This window comes from Pseudomonas haemolytica (assembly GCF_009659625.1).
GTDB classification, from domain to species: Bacteria; Pseudomonadota; Gammaproteobacteria; order Pseudomonadales; family Pseudomonadaceae; genus Aquipseudomonas; species Aquipseudomonas haemolytica.
In genome coordinates, this window is sequence record NZ_VOIW01000006.1 from 473,287 (window position 1) to 496,166 (window position 22,880).

16 protein-coding genes are annotated in these 22,880 nt (G+C 66.2%); all 16 read left to right on the forward strand.

What is annotated here, in order from left to right; genetic code table 11:
• Window positions 1–10: 10 nt before the first annotated feature.
• Window positions 11–5,464 (forward strand): non-ribosomal peptide synthetase, encoded by a 5,454-nt coding sequence (locus FRT59_RS21150; protein WP_153872290.1) that lies wholly within the window; start codon window positions 11–13, stop codon window positions 5,462–5,464.
• Window positions 5,461–7,200 carry an ABC transporter ATP-binding protein gene (locus FRT59_RS21155; RefSeq protein WP_153872291.1) on the forward strand — a complete coding sequence of 580 codons (1,740 nt, stop codon included), beginning with the start codon at window positions 5,461–5,463 and terminating at the stop codon, window positions 7,198–7,200. Before FRT59_RS21150 ends, FRT59_RS21155 begins: the two co-directional genes overlap by 4 nt.
• Entirely contained in the window at window positions 7,197–8,942 is a 1,746-nt protein-coding gene (locus tag FRT59_RS21160) for an ABC transporter ATP-binding protein (RefSeq protein ID WP_198809716.1), read from the forward strand. Before FRT59_RS21155 ends, FRT59_RS21160 begins: the two co-directional genes overlap by 4 nt.
• On the forward strand, window positions 8,936–10,039 hold the full coding sequence (locus FRT59_RS21165; RefSeq protein ID WP_034119125.1) for a saccharopine dehydrogenase NADP-binding domain-containing protein: 1,104 nt from the start codon (window positions 8,936–8,938) through the stop codon (window positions 10,037–10,039). The genes FRT59_RS21160 and FRT59_RS21165 overlap by 7 nt, the downstream gene beginning before the upstream one ends.
• Window positions 10,036–11,070 (forward strand): class I SAM-dependent methyltransferase, encoded by a 1,035-nt coding sequence (locus FRT59_RS21170; protein WP_153872292.1) that lies wholly within the window; start codon window positions 10,036–10,038, stop codon window positions 11,068–11,070. The genes FRT59_RS21165 and FRT59_RS21170 overlap by 4 nt, the downstream gene beginning before the upstream one ends.
• The gene (locus FRT59_RS21175; RefSeq protein WP_153872293.1) at window positions 11,067–12,743 is read left to right on the forward strand and encodes a class I SAM-dependent methyltransferase; all 1,677 of its coding nucleotides are present in this window, start codon (window positions 11,067–11,069) and stop codon (window positions 12,741–12,743) included. The genes FRT59_RS21170 and FRT59_RS21175 overlap by 4 nt, the downstream gene beginning before the upstream one ends.
• Entirely contained in the window at window positions 12,740–13,918 is a 1,179-nt protein-coding gene (locus FRT59_RS21180) for a cytochrome P450 (protein WP_153872294.1), read from the forward strand. The genes FRT59_RS21175 and FRT59_RS21180 overlap by 4 nt, the downstream gene beginning before the upstream one ends.
• Window positions 13,915–15,060 (forward strand): Gfo/Idh/MocA family oxidoreductase, encoded by a 1,146-nt coding sequence (locus tag FRT59_RS21185; protein WP_153872295.1) that lies wholly within the window; start codon window positions 13,915–13,917, stop codon window positions 15,058–15,060. The genes FRT59_RS21180 and FRT59_RS21185 overlap by 4 nt, the downstream gene beginning before the upstream one ends.
• Complete coding sequence (locus FRT59_RS21190; protein ID WP_198809717.1) at window positions 15,057–15,776, forward strand: VOC family protein; 720 nt, start codon at window positions 15,057–15,059, stop codon at window positions 15,774–15,776. Before FRT59_RS21185 ends, FRT59_RS21190 begins: the two co-directional genes overlap by 4 nt.
• Entirely contained in the window at window positions 15,769–17,367 is a 1,599-nt protein-coding gene (locus FRT59_RS21195) for a (2,3-dihydroxybenzoyl)adenylate synthase (RefSeq protein ID WP_153872296.1), read from the forward strand. Before FRT59_RS21190 ends, FRT59_RS21195 begins: the two co-directional genes overlap by 8 nt.
• Window positions 17,364–18,113, forward strand: a complete 750-nt coding sequence (locus FRT59_RS21200) for a thioesterase II family protein (RefSeq protein ID WP_153872297.1) — start codon at window positions 17,364–17,366, stop codon at window positions 18,111–18,113. The genes FRT59_RS21195 and FRT59_RS21200 overlap by 4 nt, the downstream gene beginning before the upstream one ends.
• Window positions 18,110–18,418: an isochorismate lyase gene (locus FRT59_RS21205; RefSeq protein ID WP_034119118.1), complete on the forward strand. Its 309-nt coding sequence runs from the start codon at window positions 18,110–18,112 to the stop codon at window positions 18,416–18,418. The genes FRT59_RS21200 and FRT59_RS21205 overlap by 4 nt, the downstream gene beginning before the upstream one ends.
• Complete coding sequence (locus FRT59_RS21210) at window positions 18,415–19,797, forward strand: isochorismate synthase (protein ID WP_153872298.1); 1,383 nt, start codon at window positions 18,415–18,417, stop codon at window positions 19,795–19,797. Before FRT59_RS21205 ends, FRT59_RS21210 begins: the two co-directional genes overlap by 4 nt.
• A 346-nt stretch (window positions 19,798–20,143) precedes the next feature.
• Window positions 20,144–21,091 carry an ornithine cyclodeaminase family protein gene (locus FRT59_RS21215; protein WP_153872299.1) on the forward strand — a complete coding sequence of 316 codons (948 nt, stop codon included), beginning with the start codon at window positions 20,144–20,146 and terminating at the stop codon, window positions 21,089–21,091.
• Window positions 21,092–21,104: 13 nt separating this feature from the next.
• Window positions 21,105–22,238, forward strand: coding sequence for an NAD(P)/FAD-dependent oxidoreductase (locus FRT59_RS21220; RefSeq protein WP_153872300.1), 1,134 nt, complete (start codon window positions 21,105–21,107; stop codon window positions 22,236–22,238).
• Window positions 22,238–22,864, forward strand: a complete 627-nt coding sequence (locus tag FRT59_RS21225; RefSeq protein WP_034119114.1) for a helix-turn-helix transcriptional regulator — start codon at window positions 22,238–22,240, stop codon at window positions 22,862–22,864. Before FRT59_RS21220 ends, FRT59_RS21225 begins: the two co-directional genes overlap by 1 nt.
• Window positions 22,865–22,880 lie beyond the last annotated feature (16 nt).

Consider the following 22,880-nt stretch of genomic DNA (forward strand, 5'->3'; position numbering starts at 1 on the left):
AGCTGTCCCCATGCCCGCCGCCAAACTGTTAAGCGAACTCAAGTCCCTGGGCGTCGAACTCTGGCCCCAGGATGGCCAACTCAAATTCCGCGCGCCCCAGGGCCTGCTCGACGCCGAGCGCCTGGCGCAACTGCGCGAGCACAAACAGCAGATCCTGCACCTGCTGCAAACCCAGGAGCGCCCCGAGGTCGTGGCCGACCCATCGCAGCGCCACGCGCCCTTCCCGCTTACCGATGTGCAGAACGCCTACCTGCTCGGCCGCCAGTCGTCGTTCGGCTACGGCAATGTGGCCTGTCATGGTTACCTCGAACTGAGCTGGCCGCGCCTCGACCCGCAGCTCGTAGAACAGGCCTGGAACCGCCTGATCGCGCGCCACGACATGCTGCGTGCGGTGATCGCCAGCGAAGGCTCCCAACGCGTGCTCGCCGAGGTCGCCCATTACCCGCTGGCGGTCGCGGACCTGCGCGGCGTCACCCGCGAGCAGCATCAGCACGGCGTGCAACACATCCGCCAGGCCATGGAGCAGAAGCTCTACCCCACCGAGACCTGGCCACTGTTCGAACTGCGCCTGAGCCGCAGCGACAACGGCGACACCCTGCACTTTTCCATGGACTCACTGATCGCCGACTGGGCCAGCGCGCAACTGCTGTTCAATGAGCTGGAGCAACTGCTGCACGATCCCCAGGCCAGCTTGCCGGAACTGCACATCACCTTCCGCGATTACCTGCTGGCCGAACGCGGCCTGCTCGAAGGCAGCCGCCACCAGCGCGACCGTGACTACTGGCTCGCACGCATCGACGAACTGCCCGCAGCACCGCAACTGCCAGCGCCGTTGAGCGGCGAAGACACCACAGTGCCACGCTTCCAACGCCACTCGGCGCAACTCGATGCGCAGCAATGGGGCGCCCTGAAAAAAGCCGCCAACGCCCTCGGCCTCACCCCATCCATCGTGGTGCTCAGCGCCTATGCCGGCACCTTGCAACGCTGGAGCCAGCAACCCACCTTCAGCCTCAACCTGACGCTGCTCAACCGCTTGCCGCTGCACCCTCAAGTGGGCCAACTGGTGGGGGACTTCACCTCGGTCAGCCTGTTGCAGGTCAACGATCCCCAAGGCCAGGATTTCACCACCCAGGCACGGCAACTGGGCAGCCAATTGTTCGCCGACCTGGAGCACCGATTGTTCTCCGGCATTCAAGTGATGCGCGAAATCGGCCGCCGTCGCGGGCGTGAAGCGGCGGCCATGCCGGTGGTGTTCACCAGCGCCATTGGGCTGGCGATCGAACCGCCGGCCGCCAGCCAGCGCCGGGTTGGTCACGGCATCACCCAGACCCCGCAGGTGACCCTCGATTGCCAGGTGATGGATGACGCGAATGGCTTGCACATCCACTGGGACGTGCGCCAGGGCGTATTCCCCGACGGTTTGATCGAGGATATGCAGCAAGCGTTCGTTGCCGAGTTGCAGTTGTTAGCCCAGGACCCGGCGGCCTGGGACCACCCCATGCAAGTGCCGCTGCCGGCCTGGCAACAGCGTGAGCGCCTGGCCGCCAATGCCACTGCCGCACCGCTGCCCACCGGCCGCCTGCATGACGGCCTGTTGGCCATGGCCTGGGAACGGCCACAAGCCCTGGCAGTGGTCGACGCCCACGGCAGCCTGACCTACGCCGCATTGATGGAGCGTGCCCTGGCGGTTGCCGCAGCCTTGAGCGCCGCTGGTTGTCGCGCTCAGGAACCGGTGGCAATCCTCATGCCCAAGGGCCGCGACCAGGTGATTGCCGCCTACGGCGTGCTGCTGGCCGGCGCGGCTTACCTGCCGCTGGACAGCAACGCCCCGGCCGCCCGCCGCGACCGCGTACTGCACAGCGCCAACGTGCGGCATGTGCTCGGCCACTCCCAGGCGCTGCCCCACACGCCATTGCCCGAGGGTTTGCACTGGCATGCGGTGGATCAACTGGCAGCGGCCACGCCAGACTTCCCGGCACAGGACGCCAGCCCCGACGACCTCGCCTATGTGATCTACACCTCCGGCTCCACCGGCGAGCCCAAAGGTGTGATGATCAGCCACCGCGCCGCCCTCAATACCGTGCAGGACATCAACCGGCGCTTCCAGGTCAACGCCGCCGACCGCGTGCTGGGCCTGGCGCAACTGAGTTTCGACTTGTCGGTGTATGACCTGTTCGGCCCTCTCGCGGTAGGCGCCACCCTGGTGCTGCCCGACCCGGCACGCGGCGCCGACCCGTCGCACTGGGCCGAGCTGGTGCAGCGTCACCAGGTCACGCTGTGGAACTCAGTACCGGCGCAACTGCACATGCTCGCCCACTACCTGCAGGCCGAGCCGTGGCCCCTGGACAGCCTGCGCCTGGCGCTGCTGTCGGGTGACTGGATCCCACTGAACCTGCCACCACAGCTGCAAGCGCTGTTGCCGGACCTGGCCCTGGTAGCCTTGGGCGGTGCCACCGAAGCCTCGATCTGGTCGAACCTGCACCCCATCGGCGCGATTGACCCGGCGTGGCGCAGTATTCCCTACGGGCTGCCGTTGGCCAACCAGGGTTTTCGAGTGCTGGACAGCCAATGGCGCGATGCGCCGACCTGGGTGCCGGGCGACCTGTACATCACTGGGGTTGGCCTGGCCCAGGGTTACCTCGGCGACCCGGCATTGAGTGACGCCCGCTTCTTCGCCCACCCGCTCGACGGCCAGCACCTGTATCGCACCGGTGACCGAGGCCGCTACCTGCCGGGAGGTGAGCTGGAGTTTCTCGGCCGTGAAGACGGCCAGGTCAAGATCCGCGGGCATCGCGTGGAGCTGGGCGAAATCGACGCCGCGCTGCTCGCCACCCCAGGCGTGGACAGCGCGGTCAGCCTGCTCAGCGGCGAGCTGCTGGCCTTCGTCACGGCGGCGCGGGTAGAGCCCGAACCGCTGCCGGGCGCGCCGCTGCTGACGGCGGTGCAGCGTTATGCCGACAGCCAGATCGGCCGCTTTGACGCGCAACAGGTCAGTGATTATCAGGCTGACCTGAGCGCCGCTGCCTTGAGTTCGATGCTGGAGGTCATGCTCAAAGCGCAACTGTTCAGCGGCGCGCTGGCCGAGCCGGATGCACCCGCGATCCTCGATGCCTTGCACGTGCAACCGCGCCATCACTGGCTGGTGCGTCGCTGGCTGGTGGCATTGTGTGAAGCGGGCCTGTTGCAGCGTGAACAATCCCGTTATCGCCTGCTGCACAGCGCGCCGAACCCGGCGCTGGCCTGGGGCCGGGTGGAGCACGCGGTCGCGTCCGGGCTGTGCAGCCAGACGCTGCTCGACTATCAACTCAGCCACGTGTGGCAACTGCCGCAACTGCTGCGCGGCGAGGTCAACCCGTTCGATCTGCTGTTCCCCCAGGGCCAGCAAGACCTGGCGTTGCAGCTGTATGGCGGGGATGCGGTGTCGCGCTACAACAACCACAGCATCGCCGCGCTGATCAACCGTCTTGTCACCCAACATGACGGCGATGGCCCGCTGCGCATCCTCGAAATCGGTGCCGGCACCGGAGCCACCAGCGCGCCGGTGATCAGCCTGCTCGATGGCCTGGAAGTGGATTACCTGTTCACCGACATGACCGCGTTTTTCCTGCCGGCGGCCAAGCAGCGCTTTGCCGACCACGCCTGGGTACGCTATGGCGTGCTGGACATTGACCAGGACATCCGCCCCCAGGGCTTGGCCAGCAACAGCGTGGATATCGTGCTGTGCGCGGGCATGCTCAACAGCGTCAAGGACATCGACAACGCCCTCGGCCAGATCACCGAATTACTCAGCCCGGGTGGCTGGCTGGTGTTCAGCGAACCAACCGGCGAGTGGCCGCCGATCCTGCTGACCCAGGGCTTCATGATGACCCCGACGGGCGACGACCGCGACCAGGGCCGCAGCGGTTTGCGTGGTGCGGATGTCTGGCAGGCCAGGGTCAAGGCGTTCGGCGGCGAATGCCTGCCGGCCCTGCCCTACGCCGACCACCCGCTGGCCGCCCTCGGTATGCAAGTGTTCGCCGCACGTTTCAAGGCCGGGTTCCAACGTTTGAGCGTCGACAGCCTGCGCCGCGCCCTGGCGCAACGCCTGCCGGACTACATGCTGCCGGCGCACCTGCAAGTGCTCGACCGCCTGCCCCTGACCGCCAACGGCAAGGTCGACCGCAAGACCCTGGCCACCTGGCGCCCCGCCGTCGATGCCCAGGCCGGCACTAGCGATGAGGTGCCCAGCGACCCGCTCACCGCCGAGCTGTGCCAGGTGTGGGCCGAGGCCCTGGGCCTGGCGCAGATCGGCGCTGACGACAGTTTCTACGAGAAAGGCGCCGATTCGCTGATCCTCGCCCGCGTCGCCGGCCAGTTGCGCGAACAACTGCCCCAGGCGCAAAGCCTGAGCTACGACACGCTGCTGCGCCAGATGCTCAACGAGCCGACTGTCAGCGCTCTGGCGCGCCTGCTCAACCACGGTGAAAGCGCGCCCACCGCTGCGATGCCTAACGAGTCGCAGCGCGCAACCAACAGCAACGCCCTGGTCGTGCCGTTCGGCGGTGGCGAGGTCGGCCCGGTGCGGGTGATGTTCCATGCTGCCCTGGGCACCCTCGACTATTTCCAGCACCTGGGCCGTTCACTCGCCGCCCAGCAAGCCGGGCCGGTGATTGGCTTTGCGGTGGCCGACACCGCGCAGTACCTGGCCCTGGAGCCCAAGCGCCTGATCGAAAGCGTGGCCCAGGACTATGCCGACCGCTTGATCGCCGACGGCCATCAGCACTTCCAGTTAATCGGCTACTGCCTCGGCGGCCTGCTCGCCACCGAAGTCGCCCGGCGCCTGCTGGAGCGCGGCATGGAGGTGGTGGACCTGAGCCTGATCGACAGCATCCCGATGTTTATCGACACCGACGAAGAGCTGGCCTATGAGGCGATCTTCGTGCCCAACCTCAACCTGGACCCGGTGAAGACCGTGTTCGGCGCCCATATCGAAGACTACGACGTGTACCGCGCCATCGACCTGCTGATGGCCCGCGACAACCGTCGCGTGCCCGCCGGGGCCATGGCTGCGCTGAAAGGCGACCCCGGCCTGGAGGCGCTGGCGCTGGCGGTGCAGCAACAATCGGCGCGCAGCCAGGAAGAGCGCCTGGCCGAGTACGCACGCCTGGCGTCCGGCCAGGCCGGGGTGCCCATCGGCCCCGAACTGGTGCCGACCCTGTTCCGCGTATGTCGCCACAGCATGCGAGCGGCGCGGTTCGACCCGCCGCCCTTCCTCGGCAACATGACCTACCTGCGCTGCCTGGAGCAGCAATCGTTCGGTATCACCGGCGGTGTCGGCCACCTGGCGGCGCCGTTCTGGGAAGACGCGTGCCTGGGTCAATTCAACTTGATCGATGTGCCCGGCAACCACTTCAGCGTGATCGAACCGCCCCATGTGCACACCGTCACCGCGCACCTGCTCGAGGCCCTTCGGAAAAACTCATGACTACTGCTCTGGATACCCTGAAACGTCCGGTCAACCGCTTGATTCGCCTCGGCGTGGTGTTTGCCGCAATCGGCGCGCTGGTCAACCTGGTGCCCTTTATCGGCCTCACCGAACTGGGCCGCTTGCTGCTCGCCGGTAATGCCGACAGTTCCACCCTATGGCAGTGGGCAGCGCTGGTGGTCATCGCCCTGAGCCTGGGCTGGATGGCCAGCGGCGTCGCGCTGTGGCTGACCCATGTGGCCGACCACCGGCTGCAATCGAGCCTGCGCGAAGCCATGGTGCGCAAACTCGGGCGCGTGCCCCTGGGCTGGTACACCGACACCACCTCCGGCGCCGTGCGCAAGGTGGTGCAGGACGACCTCGAAGACCTGCACCACCTGATCGCCCATCACGCAGTGGAGCTTACCGCCGCGATTGTCACGCCGCTGGCCGGGCTCGCCTGGCTGGCCACGTTGAACTGGCGTCTGGCACTGCTGGCGGTACTGACCCTGCCGATCTACGCGGTGGCCTACAGCCTGATGATGCGCGGCTTCGGCGCCAAGATGCAGTTGCTCGACAAGAGCATGACCCGGGTCAGCGCGGCGATTGTCGAGTTTGTCCACGGCATTGCCGTGGTCAAGGCGTTCGGCCAGGTCGGCCAGGCCCATCGCAGCTATCAGCAGGCGGTCAACCAGTTCAGCACGCAATACGCTGGCTGGGTCAAACCATTGCTGCGCCTGGAAGCGTTTTCGTCGATGGCCTTGAGTGTGCCGGTGATCCTGCTGGTCAGCCTGACGGTGGGCAGCCTGTTGCTGGCCCAAGGCTGGATCACACCGTTGCAGTTGTTCGCAGAAACCCTGGTGGCGGTGGTGATCCCGCAGTCGCTGCTGGTGATCAACCAGAGCCTCACCGCGCAGCGCACCGCCCTGGCGGCGGCCGACCGCATCGAAGCGCTGCTGGACGTCGAAGAACTGCCCACGCCCAAGGTATGCGTGCCGCCACAGGGCAGCGACATCAGCTTTGAACAGGTGCAGTTCGGTTACGACCCCGCGCATAGGATCCTCAATGGCGTCGACCTGCATTGCCCGGCCGGCAGCGTCACCGCGTTGGTGGGGGCCTCCGGCGCGGGCAAGTCGACCCTGGCCAAGCTGGTGCCGCGCTTTCATGACGTCAACGCCGGGCGGGTCTGCGTCGGCGGTGTGGATGTGCGCGAAATTGACCCGCGCCAGCTATATCAACAGGTGGGCTTTGTGTTGCAAGACGCGCAACTGGTGCACGGCACCGTCGCCGATAACCTGCGCCTGGGCCGCCCCGAAGCCAGCGACACCGACGTCGAAGCCGCCGCCCGTTCGGCGCAGATTCATCAGCGCATCCAGGCCCTGCCCCGGGGCTACCAGTCGGTGATCGGTGAAGACGCGATTTTCTCCGGCGGTGAAGCCCAACGCCTGTCCATCGCCCGCACGCTGCTGGCCGACACGCCGGTATTGATCCTCGATGAAGCCACCTCCCACGCCGACCCCGAGTCCGAAGCCTTGATCCAGGACGCCCTGTCCGCCCTCGCCCGGGGCCGCACGGTGCTGGTGATCGCCCATCGCCTGGCGAGCATTTGCGGGGTCGACCAAATCGTCGTGCTCGACCAGGGCCGCGTCCTCGAAAGCGGGCGCCATGAACAACTGCTGCAGGCCAACGGCGCCTATGCCCGCCTGTGGCGCGCCGGCGCCGAAACCACCGCCCCCGACCTGGAGATGTCCTTGTGATCCGCAGCCTTGTGACTTTATTAGGCCCGGCCCATGCCGCACGCCTGTACCGCTACCTCGCGTGGCTGGTGACCAGTGCCGTGCTGCAAGGCGTGGCCGTGGCGTTCCTGGTGCCGATCCTGCACGCGCTGTTTGCCGGCGACCTGCACAGCGCAGGCCTCTGGCTGGCGGGCCTGGCGGCGATGGTGGTGCTGACCTGCATTGCCCATTACCAACAGGCGATGAAGGGGTTCGCGCTGGCGCTGGTGGTGTTGACTACCCTGCATGATCGCCTCGGCCAGCACCTGGTGACCCTGCCGCTGGGCTGGTTCAACTCGGAAAAAGTCGGTCGCCTGTCGCGCAGTGCCACCAGCGGCACCTTGATGGTGACCGGGTTGTTTGCCCATTACCTGGGGCCGGTAGTGTCCGGCGTGGTGGTGCCGGCCACGGTTGCGTTGAGCCTGTTTGTGTTCGACTGGCGCCTGGGCCTGACCGCCGTGCTGTGCGCGCCTTTGATTTACTTCACCCATCATTGGTCGGCTGCGGCCATCGGCAGCAACGACGCACGGGTGGAAGCCGCCGCAACCCTGGCCGGTAACCGCGTGGTGGAGTTCGCCCGCTACCAGCAAGTACTGCGTGCCTTTGGTCGCACCCAGGACGGCTACGCGCCGTTGCAAGCTGCCAACCTGGCGCAGAAACACGCGGGCGGCTCGATGCTGTCCCAGACCTTTCCGAAATTGCTGGCCGGTGGCTTGACCGTGCAGTTGGCGTTCGCACTACTGGTGGGCGTGGGCATTGCCCTGGCCGCCCAGGGTGAAATCGACGCCATCCAGTTGGTCGCCCTGCTCGCCCTGGCCGCGCGTTTTGTCGGGCCACTGGCCGAAGCGGCGGCGCGCAGCGGCTTGTTGCGCATGGCCGGTAACGACCTGGAGCAACTGGTGAGCATCCTGCGCGAACCGTCGTTGCCGGAACCCGCTGTGAGCCAGCCGCTGACGGCGCCCGGCAGCCTGGCCTTTGACCAGGTCAGCTTCGCTTACCCCAGCGGGCCCAAGGTGCTGCACCGCCTGACGTTCAACGCCCCGGCCCATTCGATGACCGCGATTGTCGGCGCCTCGGGCTCGGGCAAGACCACCGTCACGCGCCTGTTGATGCGTTTTTTCGATGCCAGCGAGGGCAGCGTCAAGGTCGGTGGCGTGGACGTGCGCGAGCTGTCTAACGCCGCGCTGATGGCGCAGTTGTCTTTGGTAATGCAGGACGTTTACCTGTTCGACGATAGCCTTGAGGCGAACATCCGCGTCGGCAGCCCGGACGCCAGTACTGAGCAAGTGGCCGAAGCAGCGCGGCTGGCAGGCGTGGATGAAATCGTCGCGCGCCTGCCCCAGGGTTGGAACACGCCAGTGGGCGAAGGCGGCACGGCGCTGTCCGGCGGCGAACGCCAACGCGTGTCCCTGGCCCGCGCCTTGCTCAAGCGTGCGCCGATCGTGCTACTGGATGAAGCCACGGCGGCGCTGGACCCGCACAACGAAGCCTTCGTACAGGCAGCAATTGGCCGCCTGATGCAAAGCTCCACCGTGCTGGTGATCGCCCATCGCTTGCCGACCATCATGGCCGCCGACCAGATCCTGGTGCTGGATGAAGGTTGCCTGGTGGAGTCGGGCACCCATGCACAGTTGCTGGCCCGCAACGGTCGCTACGCCGGGTTCTGGCATGACCGCCAGCGCGCCGGTGGCTGGCGCTTGGGCGCTGAGGCCCAGCCATGCTGATCGGGGTGTTGGGCGCCAGTGGCGATGTGGGCCTGGCCAGCGCCCAGGCGTTGTTGAAGCTGGGAGTGAACGCTCTGCGCCTGGGCGGGCGTGATGCCGTCAAGGGTGCGCGCTGCATGGAAGTACTCCAGCAGCAATGGCCCCAAGCGCATTTGCAATGGGCCGCAGTGGACTTCAACGACGGCCCGGCCCTGGCCGCGTTCGCCCGAAGTTGCGATGTGCTGCTCAACTGCGCCGGCCCTTCCTGGCGCGTAGAGGAGCGTGCCGCACACGCCGCGTTGCACGCCGACGCCCATTACGTCGATGCTGCCGGCCCAACGCACCTCGACCCGGCCCAGTGGCGTGGCCGCTGCGCAGTGCTGGGCGCCGGCCTGCAACCCGGGCTTACCGGCCTGCTGCCGCGGTGGCTGGCCGAGCAGGCGTTCACCCAGGTGCGGGGCCTGACCAGCTATTTCGGTGTGCGCGATCACTTCACCGCCGTGGCCGCCGACGACTTTTTACAAGGCGCCGTGGACGGCAGCAGCGAACCGCTGGCGGCCTGGCACAACGGCCGCCGCAGCCGCGCACTGCGGCGCCAGCGCGAGGTGTCGGTACCCTGCTTTCCCGGCCAGGTGCACCTGTTGCCCTACTTGAACCTTGAGGGCGAACGCCTGGCCGTGGACCTGAACCTTGAAGTCGGCCAGTGGTTCAACGTGATCACCGACGGCTACGTGCTCAAGGCCCTCGACCAGGCCCATGGCCTGCCACGGGCCGACGCCGTGCAGCGCTTGTGCGACGCCAGCCGCCTGGATATGAGCGGCCAGGCGCCTTTCGTCACCCTGCTGCTGCAACTCGATGGCCGGCACCACGATCAGGTCCTGACCCGCAGCCTGGTGCTCAGCGGTGCCGGCAATGCGGCGCTGACCGGTGCCATGGCAGCGATCACGGTGGTCAGCGTGGTCGAGGGTGAGATCCGCGCCGGCTGCCATGAAGCCGCCCAGGCCTTGCCGCCCGCCGCCAGCCTTGAGCGCCTGCTGCGCACCTCGGCGATTCGTGCCCTGAACCTGCTGCACAGCCCACTCGATCAACTGCATGCCGCCGAAGAAGGTTGCCTATGAACACCGCCCTGAACGAGTTGGAACACTTGAGCCTGGGCGTGATGGCCCAGGTGCTGCTGCACACCGAAGCATTGCCGTTGCAGGCCTGGCGCAACGCCGAACAGATCAACGCAGCGCTGGGCACAGCCGCACGGCATGCCTGGGTGGTACGGCGTTGGCTGGCGGCATTGACCCGTGTAGGCATCCTGCGAGAAAACGGTGAACAGTTGGGTTGGCCAGCACCGCCCCTCGACCCGCAGGTGGGTGAACTGCCGCGCCTGTATGCCGAGCTGGGCTTTCCCGCCAACATGGCGCGCCTGCACACCCAAGTCATCGAGTGCCTGCCCGACCTGCTGCGCGATCAATTCACCCTCACCCACTTGCTGATGCTCGGCGGGGACCCGGTGAAGGTGTTGGGCGCCTACCAGCACAACCATTTCACTGCGGCGATCAATCACGCCTTGGCCGAACGGGCACAGCCAATCAGCGCCTCAGATGGATTGCTGCGGGTGCTGGAACTGGGCGGCGGCGCCCGCTGCACCACTGATGCGGTGCTGACGGCGCTGCAAGCGCGTGAAAAGGACTATCGCTTTACCGATATCAGCTCGCTGTTTACCGGCGCAGCGCAACGACAGTTGCGCCTTGAACCGGGCATGCAATTCGCTCTGCTCGACCTCAATCGCAGCTTCAGCGACCAAGGCATCGCGCCGCGCAGCCAGGACCTGGTGATCGCTGGCAATGTGCTGCACAACGCCCGCGACCTGCCCTATTGCCTTGGGCAGATCCGCACCTGCCTGGGCGATGGCGGCACCTTGCTGTTCAGCGAATCGATCGCCGACAACCCGGCGATGCTGACCTTCATGCACCTGTTGCTGTCACCGCCCTTCGACGCGCCGTTGCGCACCAGCGATGAAGCCTTCATGGCGCCCGACGCCTGGCGCCTGGCCTTGCAGGCGGCCGGCTTCGAGTTACTCGAGGTATGGCCCGCCGCGTCGGAACCGCTCGCCGCTGCGGGGCAACGCGTGTTCCACGCCAGAGGGGTTCGCGCATGAATATCGACACGTTGCTGATCGACCTGCCAACCGCAACCTTGCCTTGGCCTCTACCGGCCTTTACCGACCTGGGCGTGCATCAACAGGCGCCGGCCCGTTTGCTCGCGGTGCTCGAACGCCAGCGCCCGGTAGTGGTGGTGATGGGCGCCGAACAACTGGAACGCCTGCTGGATTTTCCCGCCCTGGCCTTGAGTGATCTGAGCCATCTGGAACAGGTGCTGTTCGTCAGCCCACGCCCCGGCGACTGGCAACTGGCAGAGCGCGCTGCGGCACAACTCGATTGCCGCGTGCAGGGTTTTAGCGACGACGGGCGCGAGCTGGCCAGCGTCAAGCTTGAGCACCAGCGCTGGTGTGAGCGGGCCTTGGAGCATGCCTTGGTGAGTGCGGTCGCGCTGCATAGCCAGACCTTGTTTGCCGTGCCCCAGCCTTGCGCACCGGCAGCGGTGGACGATCACCTGGACGCGACCGAGGCCGCCATCGATCAGCAGTTCAGCGCCGCGCAACTGCACGACGCCGTAGAGTTGAACCAACGCTTGAGCCACGCCGCGCTGCTGTCGATGCTCAACGGCCTGGAGCACTGCGGCCTGCTGCCCGCGCCGCTTCACGACATGGCCCAAAGCCTCGCCAACGCCGGCATCGCCCCCGGCCACCGGCCCTTGATCGCGCGCTGGCTTGACGTGCTGCAAGCCCAGCAACTGCTACGCCGCCAAGGCGATTTCCTGCATACCAGCCTCGACGCCAGCGCCTGGAGCGACGCCAGCCTGGAAGGCATCTGGACACAACTGAGCCTGGACTGGGCGCGCAATACCGGCGGCAGCGCCACCCTCGACTATGCGCGGGACAATGCTCGCCAGTTGCCGGCGCTGATGCGCGGTGACTGCGCGGCAGTGCACCTGCTGTTTCCCGAAGGCCGCACCGAACGTGCGGCGGCGTTGTACCGCGAAAGCCTCGCGGCGCAGTACCAGCATCGCGCAGTGGCCCACTGGGTCGGCGCCTGGGCAGCACGCCAGGCAACCGACGCACCGTTGCAGGTATTGGAAGTCGGCGCGGGCACCGGCTCTACCACCCAGGCGCTGTTGCCGGCCCTGGCAAATGTAGCGGTGGACTACCTGTGCACCGACGTGTCGCGTTACTTCAGTGAACAGGCCGCCGAGCGCCTGCGCGCCTGGCCATGGGTGCGCCACGGCGTATTCGACATCGACCGCCCCGCCCTGGCCCAGGGTTACCGTACCCAAAGCTGGGACTTGATCGTTGCCGGTGGCGTGCTCAACGCCGCCCGCGACACCGAGCGTTCCCTCGCCACGCTGCTGGCCTTGCTCAAGCCGGGTGGCTGGCTGGTGTTCAGCGAACCGACCCAGGAGGAATTCTGGGTGATGGCGTCCCAGGCCTTCATGCTCAACCAGGCCAGTGATGAGCGTGCGCTGAGCAGCACCACCTTCCTCGACCTCGACCAATGGCAAACCGCCCTGGCCCGCGCCGGGTTCCAGGGCAATCGCAGCCTGCCCGCCGCCGAACACCCGTTGGCGCGTCTTGGCCATCGCGTGTTCGTCGCTCAGGTGCCGAGCCTGCGCCTGAGCCGTGCCGCGTTGGCCGCCCACCTGGAACACCCCGACCTGCAGCTTGAATTGCTCGACCGTTTGCCCGACCTGCCAATCGCCAAGGACTTGCCATGAACCCGCTGGCCTACCCCTTCAACGCCTTCACCGACCTGGAGCTGGCCGAGCCTTACCGCCATGCCCAGCAAGCGCCGGGCCTGCTGCGTATCCAGATGCCCATCGGCGCGCCCGCCTGGCTCGCCACCCGTTATGACGATGTGCGCCTGGTACTGGGCGACCGGCGTTTCAGCCGCAGCGAAGCGTTTCGCCGCGACGACACCCCCCGGGCGTTCCCGCGGATTGCCGGTGGCATTGTGATGATGGATCCACCGCAACTGACGCGTATTCGCTCCCGCGCCGCCCAGGCGTTTACCCGGCGCCGCGTCGAAGCCTTGCGCCCCCATGCCCGGGCCTACGCCCATGAGCTGATCGACCGCATGCTCGCCGCCGGCCCGCCCGCCGACTTGGTCAATGACTACGCCCTGCCGCTGCCGCTGGCGTTGATCTGCGAGCTGCTGGGCGTGCCGCTGCAAGACCGTGAACGCTTCAAGGTGTGGAACGACTCGCTGCTGTCGACCCGCGCCGAAGACGCCGCCCTGACCCAGCAACACCTGGGCGAACTCGCCGCGTATATCAACGGCCTGGTTGCCGAGCGGCGCCGCCAGCCACAGGACGATTTCATGACCGCCCTGACCCAGGCCGATGAGAAAGGCGAGTGCCTGAGCGAAGAACACCTGCTGCTGTTGTGCATCGCCATCCTCGTCGCTGGCTACGAAGGCAGCGCCTCGCAGATTCCCAACTTCATCCAGGTACTGCTGGACAACCCTGCGCAGTGGCAACAGCTCAAGGCCCATCCCGAGCAGATCCCCCAGGCGGTGGAAGAGCTGCTGCGCTATATCCCGCTGGCGTCGGCGGCGATGTTTGTGCATTACGCCCTGGACGACATCCAGGTCGGTGAAACCCTAGTGCGCCGGGGTGAAGCGGTGTTCGCCTCGATTGGTGCGGCCAACCACGATCCGGCGCGCTTTGCCGACCCGCAGACCCTCGACTTGCAGCGCGATGCCAGCGGCCACTTTGGCTTCGGCCACGGCTTGCATCACTGCATCGGTTCGGCCCTGGCGCGGGTGGAATTACAAGAGGCGCTGCAAGCGCTGGTGGAGCGCCTGCCCAACCTGCAACGCTGCGGTGAGGTGCTGTGGAAAACCGCGACGTTCTTTCGCGGCGCCCATTGCCTGCCGGTGACTTGGTCATGAGTCGCGCCCCGGCACGCAAACGCGTGATCGTCGCCGGCACCGCCTTTGGCCGCATCTACCTGCAAGCCCTGGCCCGCGCCCATGAGCGCTATGAACTGGTGGGCATCCTGTCGCGGGGCAATGCCTATTCCCAAGCCTGCGCCGACCACTATGGCGTGCCGCTGTTCGATGCGGTCGAGCACCTGCCCAAAACGGTGGATATTGCCTGCGTGGTGGTGCGTTCCGGCGCGACCGGTGGCGCCGGCAGTGAGCTGGCCCAGCAACTGTTGCGCCGTGGCATTCACGTATTGCAGGAACACCCGGTGCACCACCGCGAAATCGCCGCGTGCATGCAGGCGGCACGCCAGGGCCAGGCGGCCTACGCGGTGAATACGCTGTACCCGAATATCCTCGCGATCCGGCGTTTTCTCGCGGTGGCCGCGTACCTGCGCGAGCAACAGGGGCTGGCGTATATCGACGCGACCTGTAACAGCCAGGTGGCCTACCCCTTGCTGGATATTCTCGGGCGGCTGGCCGGCGGTTTGCGGCCCTGGGCATTTGCGGCACCGGCCGCCAGTGTCGGTGCACAGCCGTTTACACGGTTGAACGCCAGCTTCAATGGCGTGCCGATCAGCCTGCGCGTGCAAAACCAGGTGCACCCCCAGGACCCGGACAACCACTCCTTCCTGCTGCATCGCCTTGAAGTCGGCTGTGAAGCCGGCGTGCTGAGCCTGTGCGACACCCATGGCCCGGTGCTGTGGAACCCACGCCTGCACGCGCCACGGGACAGCACCGACCGCTTGATCATGGCAGGCGAAGGCAGCGAGCGGCTGGCCGGGCCGAGCATGGTGGTGCTCGACCCGCAGATGCCCGCCAGCTATCACCAAGTCTTCAGCAAGCTCTGGCCCGACGCGGTCAGCGTCGCCCTCGACGCGCTGTGCGACGACATCGACGAACCGGTACGGCGCCTGCGCAGCGGCGTATGGGCCACCGAGGTGTCGATGGCCTGGCGCGAAATGAACAGCCTGATCGGCATGCCCGAATTGATCGAGCCGCCGATCCCCCGAGCGCTGCCGCTGGCCGAACTGCACCGCCGCGCCGACGCCGTGCACCCCCCCTGCGCTGACCCCAGCGCGCAACTGTTGGGAGCCCTGCCCTTGTGAACACTGCCCAATCCCGTTCTGCCTGCAGCCATGTGCTGCTGTGGGTGCGCGACCTGCACCAGGCCGTGGCGAACTTTCGTGCTGCCGGCTTCGAAGTCACTTACGCCACCGCCGAGGTCCGCGCCCAACACGCGCATATCTGGTTCAGCCACGGGCCGATCATCGAGTTGCTCACCACACCGCGCCACGCCTGGCTGTTCAAGTGGCCCATCGACTGCCTGGCCGGGCGTGGCGCCGGGCGGCGCATGTTGCGCTGGGCCGCCCACGGCGAAGGCTTTTGTGACCTGGCCTTGCTCTGCGACGACCAGCACCTGGCGCCGCGCCTCAAGGGCCTGGCGGCCTGCGGTGTGGCGATGGGCCGGATGGTGAAGTGGCAACGCACCTGCGTGGACGGCAGCCAGACGCGCTTTCGGTTCGTGTACCCGCGCCATGCGCGCCTGCCGTTCCTGGTCACGCCCTACACCCCTTCCCAGCACCCGGCGCGGCTGATCCACCCCAACGGCGCGACCGGGCTGGCGGCGATTCATCTGGGCGTCAGCCCCGCCGACCGCACCGCCCTCAACCTGCTGGCAGGCGACGACCCCATGTTGCACCTGCAACCGGCTGAATTTACCGGCGTACAGGCGGTGCAAATCGCCGGCCTGGCGCAACCGCTGACATTGCACGGCGCTCAGTTGCTGAACTGCCCGACCGCCGAAGGAGACTCCCATGCTTGATGGATGCACTGACTGGCCCGAAGATTTTATCCGCCGCTACCGCGAGCAAGGCTATTGGCAAGGCGTGCCCCTGGGCCAACTGCTGCGCGAACAAGCCCGACGCACACCGCAGCAGGAAGCCCTGGTGGATGGCAATCGGCGCTGGAGCTACGCCGAACTGGACCAACACGCCGACCGACTGGCCGCCGGCCTTGCCGAGCGCGGGCTGGTTGCCGGCCAGCGGGTGCTGGTGCAGTTACCGAATATCGCCGAGTTTTTCAGCCTGACCTTCGCCCTGCTGCGCCTGGGCGTGATCCCGGTGTTCGCGCTGCCGGCCCATCGCGAACATGAATTGGTCCACCTGGGGCACCTGAGCCAGGCGGTGGCCTATGTGATTGTCGATCAGCACCTGGGCTTCGATTACCGGCCGCTGGCGCGCACCTTGCGTGAGCAAGTGCCGAGCCTGCAACAGGTGTGGGTGGTGGGTGCGGCCGAGGAGTTCGTGGCCCTGGCCGATTGCGTCGCCGCGCCCCGCGACTTCCCCGCGCCGGACGCACGGGACGTGGCGGTGCTGCTGTTGTCCGGCGGCACCACCGGCCTGCCCAAGCTGATCCCGCGCACCCATGACGACTACGCGTGCAACGCGCGGCTGGCGGCCCAGGCCTGCGGGTTCGACGGCCACACCCGTTACCTGGCGGCGTTGCCGGTGGCGCACAACTTTCCGTTGGCCTCACCCGGCGCACTCGGGGTATTCAGTGTCGGTGCCACCGTGGTTTTGGCGCCGGAGCCAAGCCCGGACACCGCCTTCGAACTGATCGAACGCGAACGCATCACCCACACCGCCTTGATCCCGCCCCTGGTGTTGCTGTGGCTGGAAGTGGCGCAATGGTCCGACAATGACCTCAGCAGTTTGCAATGGCTGCAAGTCGGCGGTGCGCGCCTCAAGGCCGAGATCGCCGCACGCATCCGCCCGGCCCTGGGCTGTGGCCTGCAACAGGTGTACGGCATGGCCGAAGGGTTGCTGTGCTTCACGCCGCTGGACGCCCCCCAGGAGCGTATCTTCCAGACCCAGGGCCTGCCCCTGACGGCCGCCGATGAGATCCGTATCGTCGACGCCGATGATGTGCCGGTGGCGCCCGGTGACGTAGGTGAGTTGCTGGTGCGCGGGCCCTACACCATCCGCGGCTACTACAACGCCGCCGAGCACAACCAGCGGGCGTTTACCGCCGACGGCTTTTACCGCAGCGGCGACCTGGTACGGCGCCTGCCCGAGGGGCATTTGATTGTCGAGGGGCGCAGCAAGGATGTGATCAACCGCGGCGGCGAGAAGATTCCGGTGGAGGAAATCGAGAACCTGCTGCTCGGCCATCCGCTGATCCGCGATGTGGCGCTGGTGGCCCTGGCCGACGAGTTGCTGGGGGAACGCAGTTGCGCCTGCGTACTGGCCCACGGTGCGCCATTGGACCTGGCGTCGATCAACGCCTGGCTGCGCGAACGTGGGCTGGCAGCCTACAAGTTGCCGGACCGCTTGCAGGTGCTGCGCGAGTTTCCGCTGACGCGCCTGGGCAAGGTCAACCGCAAGGCCCTGGCCGAACAGGTATTGGCATTATGAGCCCATGGCTGCGCGTGTTGCGTGAGGGCCAACAGCCCCGCGCACGCCTGGTGTGCCTGCCCCATGCCGGTGGCAGCGCGAGTTTTTTCCGCCCGTGGCTGGCGCACCTGCCGGGGGATATCGACCTGCTGGCGGTGCAGTATCCCGGCCGTGAAGAGCGCTTCAACGAAGCCCATGTGCCCTGCCTGGCGACCCTGGCTGAGCACATTACCCAAGCGCTGCTGGCCTTGCCGGCGCGGCCCTTGTTGCTGTTCGGTCACAGCATGGGGGCAGCACTTGCCTATGCCGTGGGCGTGCAACTTGAAGCCGTCGGCAGGGGGGCCGCCCACGTATTTGTCTCGGCCCACGCGCCACCGCACCGGCAACCGCCCAGCGACCTGCACCGCCAGGACGACGCCACGCTGATCGCCGACATCCTGCGCCAGGACGCCCAGGCCGCCAGCCTGTGGGCCAACCCGCAGTTGCGTGCGTTGTTCCTGCCCACGTTGCGCAGCGACTATCAGGCCATCGAGACCTGGCGCCCCGCCGAACTTAAGCGCCTGACAGCGCCGATTGATGTGCTGCTGGGCCGAGAGGATACGGAGGTCAGCCTTGAGCAAGCCTGCGCGTGGGCCGACTTGAGCCATCACGCCACGGATATCCGCCTGTTCCAAGGCGATCATTTTTATCTCAAGCAACAGCCGCGCCCGGTGATCGATCACCTGCTGCAACGCGTTGCCAACCTGCCTCAGGAAGCCCTGCTATGAAAACCCCGCAAGCGTGCACAGGCCTGGCAGACATCCGCCACGCGATCGACAGCCTCGACCAGCAGATCATCGACGCCCTCGGCCTGCGCATGCAGTACGTCAAGGCCGCCTCCGCATTCAAGCCCGACCAGGCCAGCATCGCCGCCCCGGAGCGCGTCGCGGCGATGCTGCCCCAACGCCGACAATGGGCGCAGGACGTCGGGCTGGATGGGGAGTTTATCGAGAGCCTGTTCAACCAGATCATCCACTGGTACATCGCCGAGCAGACCGCGTTCTGGCTGCAGAAAAAGAGCAAGGCAGTATGAACGCTGCCGACTTGCTCAGTGTGTTCCAGGCTGCGCATCAACGGGCGGTGGCGTACCAGCGACCAGTGATTGCCGTGAGCGCGTACCCCGCGCCGACGCTGGAGCCTCTGGCACTGTATCAAGCCCATCGGCAGGGTTTCTTCTGGTGCGCGCACTCGCCGGACCTGAGCCTGTTCGGCCTGGGCTGCGCCTGGCAGATCGATGCCACCGGGCCGCGGCGCATGGCCGAGGTGGATCGCCAATGGTTTGCGCTGTGCGCCGATGCGCTGGTGAAGGGGCCCTACCCGCCCTTACTGTTGGGCGGCATGCGCTTCGATGAGCAGCAACCCTGTGCGCCCCATTGGGCGCCATTTGCCGACGCCAGTTTCCACCTCGCCCACTGGTTGCTCAGCGAGGACGCCACAGGGCGCTGGCTGCGCTGCCAGCGCGTGATCGAGCCGGGCAGCGATCCTGGTGCATTGGTGCGCGACAGCCTGGCCGCCTATGAGCATCTGCTCAACCCGGGCATCTACGTCGCGCATACACCCACTGTAGTGAAGCGCACCGCACTGCCCCCACTCGAATGGCAGGCCAAGGTCAAGACCGCGCTGCACGCCATTGCCCAGGGTGACTTGAACAAGGTGGTGCTGGCGCGGCATATCGACCACCACTTGAATGCAGCCCTCGACACCGGCGCGGTAATGGGCCGTTTGCACGCCCGGCGCAACGCTTCGCACCTGTTCGCCATCCACCGTGGCGAGCAGTGCTTCATGGGCGCCACGCCGGAACGGCTGCTCAGTTGTGACGCGGGCCGCCTGACCACCCACGCCCTGGCGGGCAGCACGCGTCGCGGGCTCAAGCCGCAAGAAGACCAGGCGCTGGGGGAACGCTTATTGGCAGACCCGAAGGAGCAGCACGAACATCAACTGGTGGTGCAAACCATCACCGAGGCCCTGCACGGCAAGGTCAGCGACCTGCAGGCCGCGCCACGACCCGGCCTGCTCAAACTCGCCACTGTGCAGCACTTGAGCACGCCCATCACCGCCCGGCTCAATGCCGGCAAGCGTTTGCTTGATGGCATCCAGGCGCTGCACCCCACGCCCGCCGTCGGTGGCCTGCCCAGGGCGCCGGCCTTGGCATTCATCCGTGAACATGAAGGGTTTGACCGCGGCTGGTATGCAGCACCCGTGGGTTGGCTGGACGCCAATGGCAATGGCGATTTCCTCGTGGCCCTGCGCTCGGCGCTGATCACCCCGAGGCATTGCCATGCGTTTGCCGGCTGCGGGATTGTCGAGGGTTCGCTGCCGGCTAACGAGTACGAGGAGACTCAGATCAAGCTGGCAAGCATGCAGCAGGCGTTGTTGCTGGCCTGCATGGCTGATACTGAAGCGACGACCTGATCGGTTTTGGTCCCACGGCAAGCTCGCGGGGTTAGTGGCATTTGGTCATGGTTTTTAATGGGAGGTTTTATGGTGGCTGTGCGCAGGGCGCCTGTTGGAGATCGCCAAGACCACGGTGGATCGCTCCATCGAGTGCCTGAGCTGCACAAAAGCCACTGCCTAAAACGCGGCTAAAACTGTGGGAGGGGGCTTGCTCCCGATGAGGGAGTGTCAGTAAGCACATTTGTGACTGACATATCGCCATCGGGAGCAAGCCCCCTCCCACATTGATCTCATTTTCCCCCAGGTTATTGCGCACAAGAACTAAATGTCCATAATGGACAAATTAGTTCTTTCGGAGACATCCATGTCCAATGCCCCCCTCATCATCGATCAAGCTCAAGCGCGGGCATTGCTCGCCCAGATCGACGTGCCGCTTATCCTGCGCAAGCTGTTCCGCGACCTGGCCGCCGGGCAGGCCGTGCAACCGCCGCAGCAGCTGGTGGAGTTTCCCCAAGGCGCCGGGGACTTTATCAACTACCTGGGCGTGCTGGCCGAAGACGGCGTATATGGGGTCAAGACCTCGCCCTATATCGTGCGTGAACAAGGGCCTCTGGTGACGGCCTGGACGCTGTTGATGTCGATGCACAGCGGCCAGCCGTTACTGTTATGCGATGCCTCTGAACTGACGACTGCACGCACGGCCGCAACCACCGCATTGGCGGTGGACGCCCTGGCCCCGGCGACGGCGCAGCGCCTGGCGATCATCGGCAGCGGCAAGGTCGCCCAGGCGCACTTGCGCTATGTACAGAACCTGCGCGACTGGCAGCACATCCAGCTGTATTCGCCCAGCCTTGGCAGCGCCAGCGCCGAAACCCGCGCACAGTTGAGCAGCCTGGACCCGCGCCTGACCCTCGCCGCCAGCTGCGAGGCTGCCCTGGAAGACGCAGATGTGATTATGCTCTGCACCTCATCGGCAGGCCCGGTGATCAACCCGATGCACCTGCGCAAACCCGCGCTGATCACGTCCATCAGCACCAACGCTCCGCGTGCCCATGAAGTGCCCCCGGCAAGCCTCAACCACATGCAGGTGTACTGCGACTACCGCCAGACCACTCCAGGTTCGGCCGGCGAAATGCTGATCGCGAGCGAACAGCATGGTTGGGATAAACGCGCAGTGCTCGGCGACCTGCCCGAATTGCTCAGCGACATGGCGCAGCGCCCTGACTACCAGCGCCCGGTATTCTTCCGTTCCATCGGCCTGGGCCTGGAAGACATTGCATTGGCCAACGCGCTGTACCAACTGCAGCGCTGATCAGGAGATTCTTATGCACCAGGCAGACTACATCATCATCGGCGGCGGCATTGCCGGCGCGTCCACCGGTTTCTGGTTGTCACAGCACGGCAAAGTGCTGGTGCTGGAACGTGAAAACCATCCGGCCTATCACTCCACCGGGCGCTCGGCGGCGCTCTACACCGCGGCGTACGGCACCCCGCAAGTGCGGGCGTTGACCCTGGCCAGCCGCGCGTTTTTCGACCAGCCACCCGCTGGGTTCTGTGAGCACCCACTGCTGACACCCCGGGGCGAAATGACCGTCGACTTCAACGGTGACCCGGCGGAACTCGACAGCCAATACCTGAGCGCCAAGGCCACCGTGGAGCAGGTGGAACGCCTGAGTGCCGACGAGGCCTGTGCGCGGCTACCGATCCTGCGTCGTGAAAAAGTCCACGGTGCAATCTATGACCCTACCGCCTGCGACATCGACACCGACGCCCTGCACCAGGGTTATCTGCGCGGCATTCGCCGCAACCACGGCCAGGTGCGCACCGACAGCCATGTGCTGGGCTTGAGCCGCGACGCCGAAGGCCTGTGGCGGGTGCATACCCAGGATGCAGTCTTCACCGCACCGATCATCATCAACGCTGCCGGCGCCTGGGCTGACCATATCGGTGGGCTGGCGGGCGCAGCGTCCATCGGCTTGCAACCCAAGCGCCGCTCGGCGTTCATCTTCGCCGGCCCCGATGGCCTGGCCAGCCATGACTGGCCGATGCTGGTAGCCCTCGACGAAGCCTTCTACATGAAGCCGGATGCCGGTATGTTCCTCGGCTCGCCCGCTAACGCCGACCCGGTTCAGGCCCAGGACGTGCAGCCCGAAGAGCTGGATATCGCCATGGGTATCTACCAGATCGAGGAGGCCACCACACTGACCATCCGCCGCCCGACGCGCACATGGGCCGGGCTGCGCAGTTTCGTGGCCGACGGTGATTTGTTGTCCGGTTTTGATCCGCAGGTGCCGGGGCTGTACTGGGTCGCGGCACAGGGTGGTTATGGTATCCAGACCTCACCGGCCATGGGCCAGGCGAGTGCCGCGTTGGTGCGCGGTGCGCCGCTGCCCGAGGCGCTGACGCGGTTCGGCCTGGACGCTGGTATGCTCTCCCCCGTCCGCCTGGAGCCCCATTGATGAACACCGCTGAACAAGACAAGGTCATGCAGAACTTTCGTGCGATCGCCGATGCGATCGCCACGCTGTTCTTTCCCCATGCGGAAGTGGTGCTGCATGATCTGCGCACGCAAACCGTCGACTACATCGCCAACAACCTGTCCAAGCGCAGCATCGGCGACGATTCGTCGCTGGAGGACATGCTGGAGGGTGACGTGAGCGAAGTGAATATCGGCCCGTACGAAAAGCTCAACTGGGACGGCCAGAAAATCCGCAGCCTGAGCAGCGTACTGCACGACCACAAAGGTCGCCGGCTGGCTGTGCTGTGCATCAACCTGAATATCTCAATGTTTGAAACCGCCAAGGCAGCGCTGGACCTGTTCCTGTCGCCGAGCAAGCTGATCGCACAGCCGGACGCGCTGTTTCGCGATGATTGGCAGGAACGTATCAACACGTTCCTGCACGCCTGGCTGCGCGAACGCCAGTTGAGCCTCAACCTGCTGACCCGCGACCACAAGCGCGAACTGGTGCTCGCGCTGCATGCCGAAGGTGCGTTCAAGGGCAAGAGCGCCTCCAACTATGTGGCCAATGTGCTGGGCATGGGGCGGGCGACGGTCTACAAGCATTTGAAGGAATTGAAGGGTTAACGCCCGCCACAACAGT

Coding starts and splice junctions, on each gene's coding strand:
- FRT59_RS21200 (WP_153872297.1), top strand. CDS start 17,364: ATGAGCCCATGGCTGCGCGTGTTGCGTGAGGGCCAACAGCCCCGCGCA.
- FRT59_RS21225 (WP_034119114.1), top strand. CDS start 22,238: ATGAACACCGCTGAACAAGACAAGGTCATGCAGAACTTTCGTGCGATC.
- FRT59_RS21150 (WP_153872290.1), top strand. CDS start 11: ATGCCCGCCGCCAAACTGTTAAGCGAACTCAAGTCCCTGGGCGTCGAA.
- FRT59_RS21210 (WP_153872298.1), top strand. CDS start 18,415: ATGAACGCTGCCGACTTGCTCAGTGTGTTCCAGGCTGCGCATCAACGG.
- FRT59_RS21205 (WP_034119118.1), top strand. CDS start 18,110: ATGAAAACCCCGCAAGCGTGCACAGGCCTGGCAGACATCCGCCACGCG.
- FRT59_RS21180 (WP_153872294.1), top strand. CDS start 12,740: ATGAACCCGCTGGCCTACCCCTTCAACGCCTTCACCGACCTGGAGCTG.
- FRT59_RS21165 (WP_034119125.1), top strand. CDS start 8,936: ATGCTGATCGGGGTGTTGGGCGCCAGTGGCGATGTGGGCCTGGCCAGC.
- FRT59_RS21185 (WP_153872295.1), top strand. CDS start 13,915: ATGAGTCGCGCCCCGGCACGCAAACGCGTGATCGTCGCCGGCACCGCC.
- FRT59_RS21175 (WP_153872293.1), top strand. CDS start 11,067: ATGAATATCGACACGTTGCTGATCGACCTGCCAACCGCAACCTTGCCT.
- FRT59_RS21220 (WP_153872300.1), top strand. CDS start 21,105: ATGCACCAGGCAGACTACATCATCATCGGCGGCGGCATTGCCGGCGCG.
- FRT59_RS21155 (WP_153872291.1), top strand. CDS start 5,461: ATGACTACTGCTCTGGATACCCTGAAACGTCCGGTCAACCGCTTGATT.
- FRT59_RS21170 (WP_153872292.1), top strand. CDS start 10,036: ATGAACACCGCCCTGAACGAGTTGGAACACTTGAGCCTGGGCGTGATG.
- FRT59_RS21215 (WP_153872299.1), top strand. CDS start 20,144: ATGTCCAATGCCCCCCTCATCATCGATCAAGCTCAAGCGCGGGCATTG.
- FRT59_RS21195 (WP_153872296.1), top strand. CDS start 15,769: ATGCTTGATGGATGCACTGACTGGCCCGAAGATTTTATCCGCCGCTAC.